A 16274-nucleotide genomic window follows, 5' to 3' on the forward strand; every position below is an offset into this window, starting at 1 on the left:
AACCCCGACACCCATTCAGCACCCTCGTGCACCCGGCAACACCGGGCGGGCATCGGACTGGCAATCAAAAAAGCTATAAAGTAGCACAAACACGCTCTTGAGTTCTCAAACCACCACCACACCAACAAGCGAATCAACTCATCCTGAGAAGAGGAAACGCCGTGTTGAGCAGCAAGAGATAAATCTACCACGACCTGGCAATTGCGCAAATCGATGTCGCAGGATTGACATCAGAATCAAGTGATTCCAACATTGTGGTCGGCGTGTCGCTTTTTCTCTCATCTCGCTCACGCGTGATCGATGAGTTCTGACACCTTCGATACCGATGCAAACGGTCGGCTTGAGCAGGGCCACCCATCAGGAAGCTCGGATTCCAAGTGCTCCTGACCATGAGACGTTCTGTATCCCGTCCGACTCGCAACCGCATCGAGGATGTACATCCTCGAACAGGTCTGGATGCGAAGCCGGAAAGAGCAACCGGACAGGGACGAGGTGCGAACAATGACGACACGGACCAAGGATAACCTGGCCAGGCGCATCGACCGGTTGCGCGGGCGGATAAGGCGCGCAGGAAACGGAGCAGGTAGCCGGACGACCGGCACATTATCAGGGCCGCTAAGGCGGTCAAGAGAAGCCGGAATCGGGGCGGAGAGGGATGATGGCGGAGCTCAAGAAAATGGCCGGCCAGGCCCCTCGGAAAGTGGAGGAGGAACAGTCCCGCCGGGAACCTCGCTCTTCATCGAATCCGGAGCCCCCATACCTCGAGGCTCAGGTACATGCAAAGCCGCCCCAGAGGCGACAGGGTTCTGAGGCAGCAAAAATGAACGGTCCGGCGCACTGATGAACCTGTGCGATCCGGGCCGTTGCCATTCTGTGTTTCAGCAATCTGAAGTGATATCAGGATGCATGACGCATGCATAATGATGCGCCATATTGTTGCCCTCTTGTGCGAGCTCATGATGGGGTGCAGTGGTGCAGCCGCCATTAGCGCCGCCATTGCCACCTGCAGGAGGTGTGTAGCCGGGTGGGGATCCGCAACCGGAGGTCCGCGGTTCCCGCCGCCCGAATACCTGCCGCCGGTGCAGCCGCCTGTTGGCGCCTGGGCGGCGGCAGGGACGCGGCTTCGGATCCTTGGCGTTCTTGGAGCCGTTGACGGCCTTGATGTTGTTGGTCCGGTCGGCACTGGTGATGGTCTGGTCCAGGTGGGCCTCGACGGTCCTGCACTCGTCGGCGGTCAGTGCGGCCGAGGCGGTCTTGATGTTCCCGTCGGCCCCGGACGTGTCCCGGGCGGTCCGGTCGGCCTCGGCCCGGCTTCTTCCAGGTCGCCCCTGGAAGCCTCGGCGGGGCAGGACGGCAGGGTGACCGGCTTTACGTCCCTGGTCGGCTTCGTCGCCGCGTTGATGACCCTGACGTCGCAGACGTCGCCCTGGGGACCGACTTGGCCTGGCGCTCCGCCTCCCCCGGGTGCTTCCTGCAGGAGGCGATGGATGACTGTCCGCCTTGTCGACTGTTGGCAGTCCTCCAAGGCGGAGGCATGGGCCCGCCATGTACACACCCATCCGCCTCCCAGACAGCCGGCCACGATGATGATGATTGCTCTACGGGTGAAGCGGCCCGCGCTTCTCACTGTTTTCCGGTGCTCCTGTCGGACCCGTCATGACTCTCACAACGGCCCGGAGCCTGACCGGTTTGGGCAATGTACGACTCCGGGCAGAAGTGCGGTCGCAGCCTTCCTGGGTTTCGTCAAAAACAAGTGGCCAGAACAGTGTCGGAAACGGAAAACCCGACTTCTGCATGGTGGATTATCATGGCTCAGGGTATTGAACCTGAGGGCCAAAGCAGTAGAGAGCTCAGACATAACCGCGTACTGTATGGCAGGTCCAACGGTATCGACTCAGCCCATTCTTCGGACAACGGTTCCGGATATGCACGATATTTGACCCTGCTTACCGAGGCCAATTCGCACCCTGGGAACGGACAGGGCCCAGGCCTGAGCCTGCACAGGACGACCACCCAGGGTAAGCCCCTCAGGTATGGATCGTCGAGGATGCCCAGGCACACAGTGGGACGCGTACACATCCGCATGGTAAGACAGGGGTATGAGCAAGAAGATCGCAGTACTGACCGGCGCGGGTATTTCAACCTCGGCAGGGATTCCGGACTTCCGTGGACCTGACGGTGTCTGGACCAAGCATCCCGATCAGACCAGCGTGTACGACCTGGACCTCTTCATGAGCGACAAGCAGGCCCGGGAATACTCCTGGCATTGGCAGAAGGAGTCGCCGGTCTGGAGGGCCCAGCCCGGAGTGGCCCACAAGGCGCTGGCCAGGCTGGAGAAAGCCGGGCTGCTGGTCCTCCTGGCCACCCAGAATTTTGATGCCCTCCATGAAAAGGCTGGCAACTCCGACCAGGTGATCGTGAACCTTCACGGGACCATCGGCACCTCGCACTGTATGAAGTGCGGCCAGGAATACCAGACGGCCGACATTATGGACAGGTTGGACGAGGAGCCGGATCCGCACTGCCACAAACGTATGCCTTACCAGGGGAACATGCCCTGCGACGGCATCATCAAAACTGATGTTGTCTATTTCGGCCAGGCCCTGCCCGAGGGGGCCATGGAAAAGAGCATGCGACTGGTCACTGGCGCCGACGAATTCTGGGTGATCGGCTCAACCCTGGAGGTCTTCCCTGCTGCCTCCTTGGTGCCGGTGGCGTCGCAGGCGGGCGTGCCCATCACCATCATGAATCTGGGGCGGACCCAGTATGATTCCCTGGCCACCCGACTGATTCATGAGCCGATAGAGACGGCCCTGCCGCAGTTGGTGGACGAGACCATCTCAGCGAATCAGGAGGCCGCATAGGGCACCATTGCTTCTTTCTCCAAGGGAACCATAGGCAGGTGCATACAGTGCCGCAAGAAATCCGAACATCCGATTCGCGGAGGAACGATAACAGGCACACAAAGGTTCACAGGCATGGGAACCCCTTCCCCGTGAACCTGAAAGGGCCTCAGTAATTCTGGTGGACCTGGAATCCCTGGCTACGCAGGGTGTCCAGGATCTGGGTGATGTGGTCGGTGCCGTTGGTTTCGACGGTCACCTCCAGGAGGACGCCGTTCTCGTAGTGGCCGGAGGACTTGAACTGGTCATGGTTGAGCTCGATCACGTTGGCACGCAGGTTGGCCAGAACCGTGGCGACCTGGACCAGCTGGCCGGGCGTATCGGGAAGCTCGACACCGAACTGCATGATACGGCCACGGGAAATCATCCCCCGTTGGATAACGGCACCTATGGTGACCGTGTCAATGTTGCCGCCCGAGATGATGGGGACCACCACATGGGGTCCGGCGGCGGAACGGAAGACATCCGACTGGAGTTCCAACTGGCCCAGGGCAGCCAAGGAAACGGCCCCTGCGGCCTCGACCACCAGCTTGTGCTTTTCCAGCATGAAGAGGATCATCTCGGATATGTCGCTCTCGGTGACCTGGACCAGGTCATCCATGTACCGACTCAGAAGGGCATAATCCAGGTCGCCGGGCCGTTTGACGGCAACGCCCTCGGCTGCCGTGCTGACCTGGTCAGCCGCCACCACCCTGCCGGCGGTCAGGGACTCACGCCAGGCCGGTGACCCGACCGGCGTGGCTCCGATGACCCTGACATCAGGCCTGAAGGTCTTGACCGCGAGCGCGACCCCGGCACCCAGGCCGCCACCGCCAAGGGGGACCACGATGTCCGTCACGTCAGGAACATCATCCAGGATCTCCATGGCGATGGTGCCCTGCCCGCAAAGGACCTGGTAGTCGTCGAAGGGGTGAACGAAGGTCATCCCCCTCTCGTCGGCCAGCTTGCGGGCATAGTCGAAGCTCTCATCGAAAACGTTCCCCTCAAGGACCACCTCGGCGCCCAGGGACCTGGTGGCATCCACTTTGAGGGGCGGGGTTATCTGGGGCATGACGATGGTGGCGCGGGCCCCGCGGTGCCTGGAGGCGAAGGCCACACCCTGGGCGTGGTTGCCGGCCGAGGCGGTGATGATTCCCCGGTCCAGGTCCTCCTGAGGGAGGGAGGCGATCTTGTTGTAGGCACCGCGAACCTTGAAGGAACCGGTCAGCTGGAGGTTCTCGGGTTTGAGCATGACCCTGTACCCCACCCGGTCGCTGAGCTCCTGCGAATGTTCGATTCGGGTGCGCCTGGCCACACCTTCCAGCCGTTTGGCGGCCTCGTGCAGGTCGGCGGCATGATCCGCCTTCAGGTCAAGATCGACTTCGTTCGTATCCATGTTCCATCATTATTCCCGTGCCGTCCCCTCCTGACGAGCCGGTGTCAACATGCTGGACATGGTCGAACCTGGAGGACGGGGAGATACACGAAATCCTCGGCTGGCCACGTCGGCAACCTGGTCGACGCAGCCCACCGGGGATTCCTGGCGAGATGAGACGCTCAGCCCCTCTTCCGGGCAGAGGGTCGGGCGGCCGCATCGTCGACGATGGTATGGTCATCGGCAAAGCGGGCGGAGGTGGGTCCGCCATCGGCAGGGTCCCGGGCCACACCTGCGGCCAGGTCGGCCAGAAGGAGATTGACGGCCACCGGGTCCTCGACCCGCAGCCTCGCCTTGGTCTGACCGGGGCCGATCTTGAGGGTCCATCCCGACTCCGGCATGACGGCGAACATGGTCTCATCGGTGTCATCATCGCCCAGCGCCATCATGAAGTCATAGTCCCCGCTGGAAATCAGGGGGAGAACGGCCTGGCCCTTGCTGGTGGCGACCGGGGTCACCTCGACGACCTTGGAGTTCTCCATGATCATCAGCCCCAGCCCGACGACCACACGGCGCAACCGCTGCAGGAGATCCTCGCGCTCCTTGTCGGCCACCTTGGCATCGCTCATCCGGTAATGCCAGGCTACGGCATCCGACTTGCTCTCGACGAAAGAGCCCGGCACCCGTTCCGTCGACAGGTCCATGATGGGCCTGATGACCTTCTGCCAGGTGTCCGAATCCGGCAGACCCTTGGCACGCTCCCAGACCCCCTTGTCCTGTCCGGGGCAGTTCTTGCACCAGGCACCGTGCTCGGCGATCAGGCCTACCGGAAGCTGGCTGAACCAGTCCTCCATGATCTGATGGCTCCTCCCGGAGACCAGGATCAGGTCGACGTTGGGGTCGGAACCGACCTGGGTCAGGAGCCTGCAAAGGGCCCTGGTGGGCTTGGCCCGCTCGGGCTTGCGCACCAGAGGGGTCAGGGTTCCGTCATAGTCGCACAGGATCAGGCGACGGCTGGCCTTGTCCCACTGCCTGACGATTTCGTTATGGTGGTCCATCCTGAACCTCTTGTCGGTCATACCTGGCGTGGAGACCTGCTTGAGGGTCTCCAGGAAGGAAGTGCACCAGTTGGCAGCTGTGCGAACCTTCAGCCTGGCCTGCATACGGATATTACGGCGGCGGGATTCCTCGGGGGAGATCTCCAGAGCGTTGTGGAGGGCCTCACAGACCATATCGATGTCGTAGGGGTTGACGACGAAGGCATCGGTCAGCTCGTCCGCGGCTCCGCACATGTCCGACAGGACCAGGGCGCCGTCACGACCGTCATGGCAGGCCAGGTACTCCTTGGCCACCAGGTTCATCCCGTCCCTCAGGGGGGTGACCAGGGCCACGTCACCTGCGGTGTAGATGCCGCAAACCGGCTTGATCGAGAGGGAGCGGGTGATGTAGTGGATGGGGGTCCAGGCCAGAAGGGAGTACTTTCCGTTGATTTCGCCCACCAGCTGATCCACCTGGTCCTTGAGGCGCTGGTAGGACTTGACGTTCTCACGCGAAGGGGTGGCCAGGAGGTAGTAGGTCACGTGGCCTATCCACTCGGGATACTTGTCGAGCATGCAGCCAAAGGCCTGGAGGCGTTCGGGCAACCCCTTGGTGTAGTCCAGCCTGTCCACGGAGACGATGACCTTGTTGGACCTGCTCTCGATGGAAGAGGCCGCCTGCTTGGCCAGGGTGGTCTCGGGGATGTCCTCGTTGATGTAGTGGCTCCACCAGTTGCTGTCGGAGATGCCTGCCTCCGTGGCCGCCACCCCTTCGGCGGTGACCGAGGTCCGATACCGGTGACGTGGCGACTTGCCGCAGGCCTCATCGATTCCCCGGCGCATCGCCCTGGCCAGGCTGGACCGGGCCGTCCTGCTGTAGAGGTTGTAGTCGATACCGATCGGGAAGGCGTCGATGGCGGCTCGGTGCCCATCGGGCATCTCGACCACCCCGTCCATATTGACCGGAAGCTCCGGCAGAAGGCGGTGGAGGGAGGCCAGGAAGCTGGCCGAGAAGTCCACGGTGTGGAAGCCGATCAGGTTGGCCCCCAGGACCCCCTCCAGGATCTCACGGCTCCAGGGCAGGGAGCGGAAAATCTCGGCACTGGGGAAGGGGACGTGGAGGAACCAGCCGATCGAGGCGTCGGGGTAACGCTCACGAAGCATCTTGGGCAGGAGCATCAGATGGTAGTCCTGGACCCAGATCGTGTCGCCCTTGCGCATCAGTGGCTCCACCACCTGGGCGAAGCGCATGTTGACCTTGCGATACATGTCCCAGTCCTGCTGCCTGAAGACGGCCTCATGGGAGAAATCATGGAAGAGGGGCCAGAGAGTGTTGTTGGAGAAGCCCGCATAGTACCCCTTGAGCTCCTCCTTGCTCAGAAAGATGGGAATACACCTGCTTTCGCTGTAGGCCTTGCGTATGTCCTGCAGCTCATGGTCCGAGTACTGCCCGGGGTCAATCCCGCTCCAGCCGATCCAGAGACAGTCCTTGTGGGAGCGGTGGTAGGGGCCGATGGCGGTGGCCAGGCCACCCACATTCTGCCGCAGCGTGTAGGAGCCGTCCTCAGCGGCCTCCAAGGACATGGGAAGACGGTTGGAAACGATAATCAAACGAGACATATACAGCCCCACCCTCCTATACGGGCCTGCCGGACCAATGCCGGCCTGCTGGTCGTGCCTCTTTTGTCCGGCCCAGCCATCAGGGGCCGGCTGGCGAAAGGACACGACATATATTTCCACTGTAGCCGCAAGGGCGGGTGGCCGCCACAGGATGGTCCATTCAGGGTTGGGCAGCCAGGCCTTAGAGGAGGTAGACGAAGCCTTCCCAGGGAGCCAGTCGGCCGGTCAGGAGGGAACCGACGGTCTGCTCGGGCTGGTAGGTGGAGATCAGGATCCGATCCACGTCGACGGCCCCAAGGGATATGGAGGTCGAAGCGGACTGGTCCACACCCAGGAGAGTGGCGGTCTGCGGAGGCAGAGCCGCCGGTTGGCTGCTCAGGTTGACCACGACCAGAAGGCGTTTGCAGGGCATGGCATCCAGAGCACTCCTGGCCTCGGGGCCGGATTTGGACTCCGGCGCCTGGTCTAGGGCCCGGGTGAAGGAATAGATCTGTTCAGCTTGCGGATCCAGGAGGGAGAAGTCTCCGGCGGCGACCACCAGGTTGGTGTGGCGCAGGTGGATCAGTTCCCGGTAGAAGGCCAGGACCGAGTCCCGGTCCCGCAGCTCGACTTTGGCATTGATCCTGTCATGGTTGGGATTGACCGCCAGCCAGGGTTCCTCGGGGGCGTAGGAGGCGGTGAACCCGGCAAACTTGGTGGAATCCCACTGCATGGGGGTTCGGGCGTTGTCGCGGCTCATATAGGCCAGGGCCGCCATCATGGATTCCGGACTCTGCTCGTGGGCCTGGTCAACCCGCTGGTGGTAGAGGTTGATGGATTCGAGGTCCCGGTACTGGTCCAGCCTGGTGAAGCCGGCGTTGGTCATACCCAGTTCCTCGCCCTGGTAGATATAGGGGGTGCCCCTATGCATGTGCAGAAGGAGACCGAGGGCCTTGGCGGATCGGACCCGTAGCTCCTCGGTTGAGGTGTCACCCCAGCGGGAGACGATGCGGGGTTGGTCATGGTTGTCGAAGTACAGGCTGGCCCAGCCCGCCTTGGCCACGGCCGCCTGTTGCCGGCCCATGGCCTCCTTAAGCCTGCCGACCTGGAATGGACGGATCTCCCACTTGCTCCCATCGGTATCGATACTGGTCTGGGTAAAGAGGAAAAGCATATCCAGTTCGCGATTGGCCGGGTCGGTGATGACCCCGCTTCGCCGGGGTGAAAGATCCGGGGCCTCCCCCACGGTCAGGTATCCCTGACGGCCCTCGAAGACCTCGCGACGCATCTCCTTGAGGTACTCCTCCAGCCTGGGACCGTCCACACAGAAGGGCACGGGCGAGGAATACCCCTCCGGTCCGACCGGACCGTCCCGGAGGGTCGACCCCTCTTCCCCTGGTAGACGCCCCTGGTCATCGACCGTCTTGGAAATCATGACGATCACGTCCATGCGGAAACCGTCGATGCCCCGATTCATCCACCAGTTCATCATCCGGTAGACGGCCTGCCGGACCTGAGGGTTCTCCCAGTTCAGATCAGGCTGTTTCTTCGAGAACTGATGAAGATAGTATTCTCCGCGTCGGGAATCGTATTCCCAGGCGGAGCCACCGAAGTATGACCCCCACCGATTGGGTTCGGCACCAGGGGTTCCCGCCTCATGACCGGCCCGGGCGGGACGCCACCAGTACCAGTCGGCATGGGGATCGTCGGGATTGCGGGAGGCCTGGAACCATACATGCTCGTCAGAGGTGTGGTTGACCACCAGGTCCATGACCACCTTGATCCCGCGCCGGTGAGCCTCCTCTACAAGTTCATCCATGTCGTCCATGGTGCCGAAGATCGGATCGATGTCCTGGTAGTCGGAGATGTCATACCCGTTGTCGTCCTGGGGTGATCGGTAGACCGGGCTGAGCCAGATCACATCCACACCCAGATCGGCCAGGTAATCCAGGCGTTGAGTGATGCCAGGCAGGTCGCCGTAACCGTCCCCATTGGTGTCCTGAAAGGATCGCGGGTAGATCTGGTAGACCACGGCATTGGTCCACCAGGGGTTGGGGGTGGCTCCGTTGGTCCGTATCGAATCGGGCAGCTGGGCACGCTCTTCCTGGGTCATGGTCTTCCTTCCATACGCTGGATTCAAGGAACTTCTTTGTACGGTGGTTCCCACTATAAGGGAAGTTTCGGCTCGGCTTGGAATGATCAGACAGGTCGGTGTGCAAGCATCGGCACCGGACCGGCAGACCCGATAAGACCCCGACCGCTCCGAATGGATGGAGGGCCGGGGCATCAGTCGGCAATCGATTACTTCACGGCACCCCGCATGACGCCGCTGATCACCCACTTCTGCGCGAAGAGGTAGACGATCAGGATCGGGGCCAGTGCCATCAGATAGCTGGAGAAGGCCATCGGGTAATTGGTGGCGAACTGCGAGCTGAACACGTACTGGGCCAGGGGGATGGTCTGACTGGACTGGTCGGTCAGGACGATCAGGGGCAGGAGGAAATCGTTCCAGGCCCAGAGAGCCGTGGTGATGGCGATGGTGGCGTTGATCGGTCCCATCAGGGGGAAGATGATGGTCCAGAAGATCCGCCAGGTCCCGGCTCCGTCAAGTCTGGCCGCCTCCTCCAGGGCCGTCGGGATGGACCTGATGAATCCGGTGGCGATGAAAAGGTTGGTGCCCAGACCCAGCACCACGTACAGGAGGATCAGACCGATGACGTTGTCCATGTGCCAGCTGCCGAACTGCTTGGCGATGGGGAGCATGACCACCGGGAAGGGGACGAACATGGCCGCGATGAAGAAGTAGTAGAGGAAACGGAAGAAGCGCTTGTCCATGTTCCTGGCCACCGCGTAGGCCACGAAGGTGTTGGTCAGCAGGGTGATGACCACCGCGCAGACCGTGACGATGCCCGAATTCAGAGCCGCCTTGGGGTAGTTGACCTTGTTCCAGGCATCAACGAAATTGTGCCACTGCCAGGATGTGGGCAGACTGAAGGTGCCGGCCTCGGCCGGGGTCTTCAGGGCCGTGACCACCGTGAAGTAGAGTGGCACCAGAATGGTCAGGGAAAGGACGGCCACGACGGCCGTCAGCCACCAATTGATGTTGTGCAGCCTGATCTCGAAAGCGCTCCTATGCGGGAGTGGCCCGGATGAGGATCGTGACATGTCCGGTGATCCGATCTGTTTTGTCTGGCTCATCTCAGACCTTCTCTCCTCTTCTGGAAATACCCAACTGGATGAATGCGATGACGGCCAGGACGATGAAGAACATGACGGCGTTGGCCGTCTGGTATGCATACTCGCCGCCGGTCAGACCCCCCTTGTAGATCAGATAGGTGACCGTTTCGGTCTTGGAATCCGGCCCGCCCGCCGTCAGGGCCACCACCTGGTCGAAGGTGTTGAAGGCGTTCTTCAGGGTCAGGACCAGATTGATCGTGAAGAAGGCGCCAATCAGGGGGAAGGTGATCTTCCAGAAGGACTGCCAGGCGTTCGCCCCGTCGATGGCGGCGGCCTCATAGACCTCGGTGTCAATGGTCTGCAGACCGGCCAGATAGATCAGTGTGGAATAGGCCACGGCCTGCCAGACCGAGAGGAAGACGATCGGTATCCATGCGTACCGCTCGCTGGTCAGGAGTGACTGAGAAAGCCAGCCGATGTGCAGAGCCTGGCCCAAAGCCGGCAGAGGCGTCATGAAGATGTACTTGAAAACATACCCGATCACCAGCACCGAAAGGGTGTACGGAATGAAGTAGATGGCCCTGAACCCCTTCTTGAAGGCGATTTTCCCGTTCAGGGCAACGGAGATGAAGAGCGCTATGAAGTTCACCAGGACGGTGATCACAACGGCAATCAGGAAGGTGAAGATGTATGCATGTCCCACACGCCCGTCCCGGAAGAGGGCCCAGTAGTTCTTAAAACCGATCCATGCGAACTTGCCATACCCCTGGGAGTTGGTGAAGGAGTATGCCACGCCCTGGATGAAGGGCACGTAGAGGAAGAGGGTGAAGATCAGGGCGGCGGGGACGGCCATCCAGTAGAAGGCCCTATCGACCTTCCGATCAGAGAAGCCCCCCTTGCCCGGCTTGGACTGTTTCATGTCTGAATTCTGGCCTTTCATTGGAAGTTCCTTGCCTGTACCTTGTCCCACTCGGCCTGCATGGAATCGATGAACCCATTGATGTCACCCTTGGTCACCATGGTCTGCAGGTATCCGCCGATGTTGATGGATGAGGGAATGTAGTGATCACAGAAATCCGCCAGCCTGTTCGCACGGAAGAAGGGCAGGACCCCGTTCAGCGCCGGATCTCCGGCCTCTACATTCCTGGTGGGCACGAAGGCGGTCTGCGCCTTGGCATAGGTGCGCAGCTGTTCAGGCTGCATCAGGTAACGGATCAGCCTCATGGCCTCCTTGGGATGGCTGGTGGTGGCACCCATGGTCAGCATCACATCGTCGCCTGCCGTGAGGATCTGATCGGAGGGGGAGTCGTTGGCCGGCATCTGCGCGAATCCCAGATCGGCGTTGGGATTGATCATCCTGATCTGGGGAATGGCATATGTACCCAAGGGCAGGACCGCCACCCTGCCGTTGGCCATGTTCTGGGTGCCCTGCTGATAGGTCACGCCCTTGTCACCGGTGGAATGACTGAAGAGCTCCACCTCCCTTTCGGCAGGGTCGGACCAGATGGCCCTGAAATCGGTCTTTCCGGTCAGCAGTTCCGCATACCTGTTTTCCGGGACCATGGTTCCTGCCAGGGATGCCAAGGGGGCCTGGGTGGTCCAGGAATCCGAGAGGGTGGCCTGGACGGGTTCGATGCCCTGGTCCTTGAACCTGTCGAGCATGGCCGTGAACTCCGACCAGGTGCGGGGCGGGTTCTCGGGGTCCACACCGGCCCGGCGCCAAAGGGCCTTGTTGTAGATATAGCCGCTGGCGTTGCCGACGAAGGGGAGACCATAGAGGCGCTTGGCCTTGGGATCCTTGGTCTGAACCAGGTTCCTGGCTATGGAGACCATGCCGGGGTTGAGGTCCTTGACCAGAGGGTCATCGGTGAAGTCATGGAAGACACCTGAAGCTGCGAACATGCCGAAGCTGATGTCACCATTGAAGGTGACCACGTCGGGTACCCTGTTCTTGACCAGACGGGTGCGCAGGTCGGTCTGGGAGTCGGCCGAGTTGTTGATTTTGACCCTGATGTCAGGATTCTCCCTTTCGAACTGGGCAACCATGGCCTTGAACTGGTCGGCGGCCTCGAACTTGAACTGGAAGAAATCCAGCGTGACCACTCCGGTCCCGGTGGATCCGCAACCGGCCGTGGCCGCAACCGTCACGGCGGCCAGAACGGCGGCCAGGACGGCTTTCAACCAGGTCAGCATCCGCTTGGTGAGCGTGGGGGGATCCCAGGGGTCAACCCCGGATCGTCCGCCACCGTGTGCATAAGACATATACGGCTCCTTTACCATTCATATGGGCATCAGCGACCTCGAAATCCTGCGGCCCAGCATAGGGACGGCGGCATTTAATTCCCACCTCCGGCGAGTTCCTTTCATTCGGAAAGTAATCAGGTCTACCATGAATGGAAAGCGGCAGGACAGGCGAAAAGAGGATCCATGAATACCTCGGTCGATCAATCGCTCAACCCGGATGGGACCGGGACGCACCGGCCCTTCCCCACATGGTTCAACGCCTCCACCTTTACGCACAGGATAGCAATCGACGTCTTGAAACACGGGCCCATCTCACGAGTGGCGCTGGCGCGACGCTTCAATCTGACACAGGGTGCGGTGTCGCGCATCACCAACGATCTGACGCACCGTGGGGTCATAGAGGCCAAGGGGCTTCTTCCGGCCACGAAGGTGGACCGGAGGGAAACCGGAGAGGAATCCGACGGCGTCACGCCGAGCAGACCTCGACCACGGGCGGGAAGACCACAGGAGGCCCTGGTCATCCGGCATGATGCCAGGACCTTCATCGGCATCAACCTGCATGGCGGCACGGCACTGGCCATTGCCGTCGACCTGGCCTGTCGACCGGTAGGGAAGCCGCATCGGGAGGAGATCCATCACCGGGAGCCCGGCCCGGTGACGGCAGTCCTGACCAGGCTGGTGCGGAGTTGCATGGCCGAAATCGGGAAGGCGGGCCTACCGGAACCGTCAGGGCTTGGCATCTCCCTGGGAGGAAGGGCAGTGGGGAACCGGGTGATCACCTACGCACCCTTCCTGCAATGGAGCGAGCATGTGGATCTGGCCTCGTCAATGGAGGAGGCCTGCGGCCTGCCCTGCCTGGTCTTCAACGACCTTGATGCCCTGGCACTCTATGAGGGTTGGTTCGGTGCCGGAATCGGGCTGGACAGGTTCGTCCTGGTCACCATCGGTTCAGGAGTCGGATATTCCCTGACCGAGCATGGCATGCCCGTTTCCTCCCCGGACGAGGGATACGGACTGATCGGTCATCAACTGGTGGATCCTGACGGTCCCACCTGCTATCTGGGTCACCGGGGCTGCGCACAGTGCCTGACCACGGGTTCCCTGGTCGAACAGTACTCACGCAGGATAGGCCGAGCGGCAACCATCGACCAGTTCATCTGCGACCTGGACCAGGATATGCCTCAGGCTAACACCCTCCTCAATCTGACCGGGTTCCGCCTGGGGGTCCTGGTCGCCGCAGTGGCGAATGTGGCCGTTCCGGAGAAGATCCTGATCGGCGGTGAGACTTCCTACCTGATGAAACGGTGTGGTGAATCCATCCGCAAGGGAATCGACTCCTATCGTCACAGCCAGATGGCCGAAGTCCGTCTTCAGATAATCGACGATGACTGGAACCAGTGGGCACAGGCACCGGCTGCCAGGGCCATTGCCGCCTACCTGATGGCCCCTGCCGGGGTCTGATGACTCCCCGTCCGGATATGTCCGGAAAACGTAGGCGGATGCCGGCGGAGCATGACGAATGACGCCGAGGCAAAGACACCACCGAAGCGAAAAGCGCCATTGAGGCCTTGAACCGGGTGCATCGAGCGGAAAGCGGGAACCGACGAGCCGAAAACAGCCGGTCCGAGAAAACGGTCAGACGCGCTCCACTCGGAAAACCACGGCCTCGGCGGGATGAATCATCGGAGGCCGCAGACCCTGGTCCAGAAGGACGGCACCGGGCAGCACGGCACCCTCACCCTCCCACCAGGTCAGCGGACTCTGCCCATTACCGACAGCGGCCAGGGATTTGCATACCTCCAGAGGCCTGACCCTGTAGTTCGCCTCGGAAACCAGACCGGGCAGGGCCACGGTCTGGGCCGGATAGTTGACCGAACTGGTCAGCTGAGTGAAACGGTAGACGGCCCTGGAACCGTCGACCGCAACCACCCCGTCGAGCCTGACGGCCGGATCGAAGTCATCCCCATGCACCACGCGCCCGGTCCTGAAAAGATCGCGTAGTTCCTTATGGGCAGCAATCCAATGACCGAGTTCATCGATCTGCTCCTGAGGGACCTTCAGCAGGTCCCATTCAACACCCATGTGCCCAAAGAACGCCATGGCCGCACGCAGCTGAAGGGAGGTGGCCCTGCCTGTCGAGTGGGCCGGAGAATCACCCACGTGCTCCCCCATCATCTCCGGGGGGACCAGGAGTGAGGTGTAACGCTGAATATCAGCCCTCTCAACCGGGTCCACACAGTCAGAGACCCAGACCCGGTCGGCATATTCCAGGATCCCCAGGTCGATACGCCCCCCGCCAGAACTGCAGGACTCGATCTCCAGGTCCTTATGCCGCCTTTTCAGGTCGCGCATGATACGGTAAACGGCCTCGGTCTGCTCATGGACCGCCGGTCTGCCGGAGTAAGGTGAGCGCGCCTCGATGACGTAACGATTATGGTCCCATTTAATGTAGTCGATGCCCAGGAGGGAGACCAGGGAATCCATGGCACGGAAAACGTGGTCGTAGGCCTGTGGATTGGTCAGATCCATGACCTGTTGGCTGCGACCCTGTACAGGCAGACGTGAATCCAGCGGCTTCAGAACCCAGTCCGGATGGTCTTGGAAAACGCTCGAGTCGGGACTGATCATCTCCGGCTCGAACCAGAGGCCGAACTCCATTCCCAGCCGGTGGACCCGGGCGGCCAGGGCCTCGAGTCCACGCGGCCCCCGAGGCCATACCTGGGCATCGATGGACCAGTCCCCGAGGCCCGACTCATCCGAGCGCCTGCCGGTGAACCAGCCATCATCGACCACGAAACGCTCCACTCCGGCCCGGGCCGCCTTGTCCGCCAGAGCCGCAAGCTTTTCGTAGGAGTGGTCGAAGTAGACCGCCTCCCAGGTGTTGAGGGTGACCGGACGGGGATGGGTTGCGAACCTCGGATGAAGGGAACGCAGGTGGGCATGGAAACGCTGGGCTACCTGGTTCAGCCCCTGGCCCCAGGAACCATAAAGCCAGGGCGAGGTGTACGCAGAGGGTTCCTGACCGGTACCCGACGTAGGAGGGATGGTCATTTCGCCGGCCATGAGAATCTCCCTGCCTCCAATCAGGACCGGGGCTGACGGGATACGTTCGGCGCTCATTTCGCCGTTGCCACTCCAACCCAGGTGGACGGGCCCATACGCGCCCACCTTCGAAGCTGAAACCGGGTGTCCCCGCACAGAACAGGAGGGAAGAATCGAAATCGGGCCGACCAACCAGGGTGGCCCGTTCCACGCGGCCAATATTCAGAGGCTGTCTTTGCGGACTACGCTCACGTAAGTGGTGGCCAGTGGTGGTCAGGATTTCCCTGGCACGCGGCGGCAGAGGAAAGCACTGCTCCAGGCGATTGACGACCAGGGGCCGGCCGGTATCGAGATTGGTCAGGCCCAGCCGCTGACGGACCAGCCCTGATGCCAGAAGCTGGCAGCGCCAGATCAGCCCTACCCGCTGCTCGGTATCGACGGCCTTGACGGTCAGGGTGGAAGCCTGCAGATCGGCAGAATCCGAGTCACCATCGTCATCGGCCCCCTGCTTGACGAAGGGGCTGAGGACTTCCTGATCCAGATCGGTCGATTCAACCTGGAAGCGGCAGAAGATCTCCACCCCTTCACGGCTGATGCCAAGCCTGGGAACACCGGTCCAGGCTTCCGACTGCGTAGGCATGATGCTGGGCCAAGCGGTCCGATCGAGGCCGCCGGAGACCCGCTGAGGAGCCAGTGCATCCTGGGAGCCGAGAAGGGCGGACGGATCCGCCACAGGTCCGCCCCAGTGCACGATCCTCGGCAGCTCCGGACCTGGTAGGAGTATCCCCAGACCGGTACCGGCCCGCTCCATATATACCAGGGTCAGGGGCACCCCCTCTGCCGATTCCCCCTGATAGGACTCCTCCCCGGCCCTGTCCTGCTGAACGTCCATGACACCTCCGTCACAAGCCAGTGGTC

The 16274-nt window shown here is 61.6% G+C and carries 9 protein-coding genes and 1 pseudogene; 2 read left to right on the forward strand and 8 right to left on the reverse strand.

All coding sequences use genetic code 11. The features are described 5' to 3' along the window. Positions 1 to 878: 878 nt before the first annotated feature. Positions 879 to 1547 (reverse strand): hypothetical protein, encoded by a 669-nt coding sequence (locus tag AACP59_RS07535; protein WP_339350811.1) that lies wholly within the window; start codon positions 1545 to 1547, stop codon positions 879 to 881. A 552-nt stretch (positions 1548 to 2099) separates the two neighbouring features. On the opposite strand from AACP59_RS07535, the gene AACP59_RS07540 reads away from it, so the two are divergent. Beyond that, a complete protein-coding gene (locus tag AACP59_RS07540) occupies positions 2100 to 2864 on the forward strand; it encodes a Sir2 family NAD-dependent protein deacetylase (protein ID WP_297317232.1) in 765 nt (254 codons plus the stop codon). Between the two features lie 148 nt (positions 2865 to 3012). On the opposite strand, the gene ilvA is transcribed toward AACP59_RS07540, so the two are convergent. From ilvA to AACP59_RS07570, 6 genes are all read right to left on the reverse strand, one after another. Further along, positions 3013 to 4278, reverse strand: a complete 1266-nt coding sequence (gene ilvA / locus AACP59_RS07545) for a threonine ammonia-lyase (protein ID WP_339350808.1) — start codon at positions 4276 to 4278, stop codon at positions 3013 to 3015. 161 nt (positions 4279 to 4439) lie between these two features. Continuing rightward, positions 4440 to 6914: a bifunctional alpha,alpha-trehalose-phosphate synthase (UDP-forming)/trehalose-phosphatase gene (locus AACP59_RS07550; RefSeq protein WP_297317230.1), complete on the reverse strand. Its 2475-nt coding sequence runs from the start codon at positions 6912 to 6914 to the stop codon at positions 4440 to 4442. Positions 6915 to 7095: 181 nt separating this feature from the next. Next, positions 7096 to 9006: a glycoside hydrolase family 13 protein gene (locus tag AACP59_RS07555; protein WP_339350806.1), complete on the reverse strand. Its 1911-nt coding sequence runs from the start codon at positions 9004 to 9006 to the stop codon at positions 7096 to 7098. Between the two features lie 188 nt (positions 9007 to 9194). After that, complete coding sequence (locus tag AACP59_RS07560) at positions 9195 to 10058, reverse strand: carbohydrate ABC transporter permease (RefSeq protein ID WP_297317234.1); 864 nt, start codon at positions 10056 to 10058, stop codon at positions 9195 to 9197. Between the two features lie 34 nt (positions 10059 to 10092). Further along, entirely contained in the window at positions 10093 to 10989 is an 897-nt protein-coding gene (locus tag AACP59_RS07565) for a carbohydrate ABC transporter permease (RefSeq protein WP_370465997.1), read from the reverse strand. Between the two features lie 17 nt (positions 10990 to 11006). Beyond that, entirely contained in the window at positions 11007 to 12263 is a 1257-nt protein-coding gene (locus AACP59_RS07570) for an ABC transporter substrate-binding protein (RefSeq protein ID WP_339350816.1), read from the reverse strand. 234 nt (positions 12264 to 12497) lie between these two features. Between AACP59_RS07570 and AACP59_RS07575 the strand changes: the two genes are divergently transcribed. Continuing rightward, the gene (locus AACP59_RS07575; RefSeq protein WP_339350804.1) at positions 12498 to 13775 is read left to right on the forward strand and encodes an ROK family transcriptional regulator; all 1278 of its coding nucleotides are present in this window, start codon (positions 12498 to 12500) and stop codon (positions 13773 to 13775) included. Positions 13776 to 13949: 174 nt separating this feature from the next. Here AACP59_RS07575 and AACP59_RS07580 read toward each other — a convergent pair. Then, positions 13950 to 16248: pseudogene (locus AACP59_RS07580) on the reverse strand (alpha-galactosidase). Positions 16249 to 16274 lie beyond the last annotated feature (26 nt).

Origin of the sequence: Bifidobacterium indicum (assembly GCF_036987015.1) — a bacterium.
Lineage (GTDB): Bacteria > Actinomycetota > Actinomycetes > Actinomycetales > Bifidobacteriaceae > Bombiscardovia > Bombiscardovia indica.

Excerpts from the sequence above, each read along its gene's own strand:
- AACP59_RS07570 (WP_339350816.1), bottom strand. The coding sequence starts at position 12,263 with ATGCTGACCTGGTTGAAAGCCGTCCTGGCCGCCGTTCTGGCCGCCGTG.
- AACP59_RS07560 (WP_297317234.1), bottom strand. The coding sequence starts at position 10,058 with ATGTCACGATCCTCATCCGGGCCACTCCCGCATAGGAGCGCTTTCGAG.
- AACP59_RS07535 (WP_339350811.1), bottom strand. The coding sequence starts at position 1,547 with ATGGCGGGCCCATGCCTCCGCCTTGGAGGACTGCCAACAGTCGACAAG.
- AACP59_RS07565 (WP_370465997.1), bottom strand. The coding sequence starts at position 10,989 with ATGAAACAGTCCAAGCCGGGCAAGGGGGGCTTCTCTGATCGGAAGGTC.
- AACP59_RS07575 (WP_339350804.1), top strand. The coding sequence starts at position 12,498 with ATGAATACCTCGGTCGATCAATCGCTCAACCCGGATGGGACCGGGACG.
- AACP59_RS07555 (WP_339350806.1), bottom strand. The coding sequence starts at position 9,006 with ATGACCCAGGAAGAGCGTGCCCAGCTGCCCGATTCGATACGGACCAAC.
- AACP59_RS07540 (WP_297317232.1), top strand. The coding sequence starts at position 2,100 with ATGAGCAAGAAGATCGCAGTACTGACCGGCGCGGGTATTTCAACCTCG.
- AACP59_RS07550 (WP_297317230.1), bottom strand. The coding sequence starts at position 6,914 with ATGTCTCGTTTGATTATCGTTTCCAACCGTCTTCCCATGTCCTTGGAG.
- ilvA (WP_339350808.1), bottom strand. The coding sequence starts at position 4,278 with ATGGATACGAACGAAGTCGATCTTGACCTGAAGGCGGATCATGCCGCC.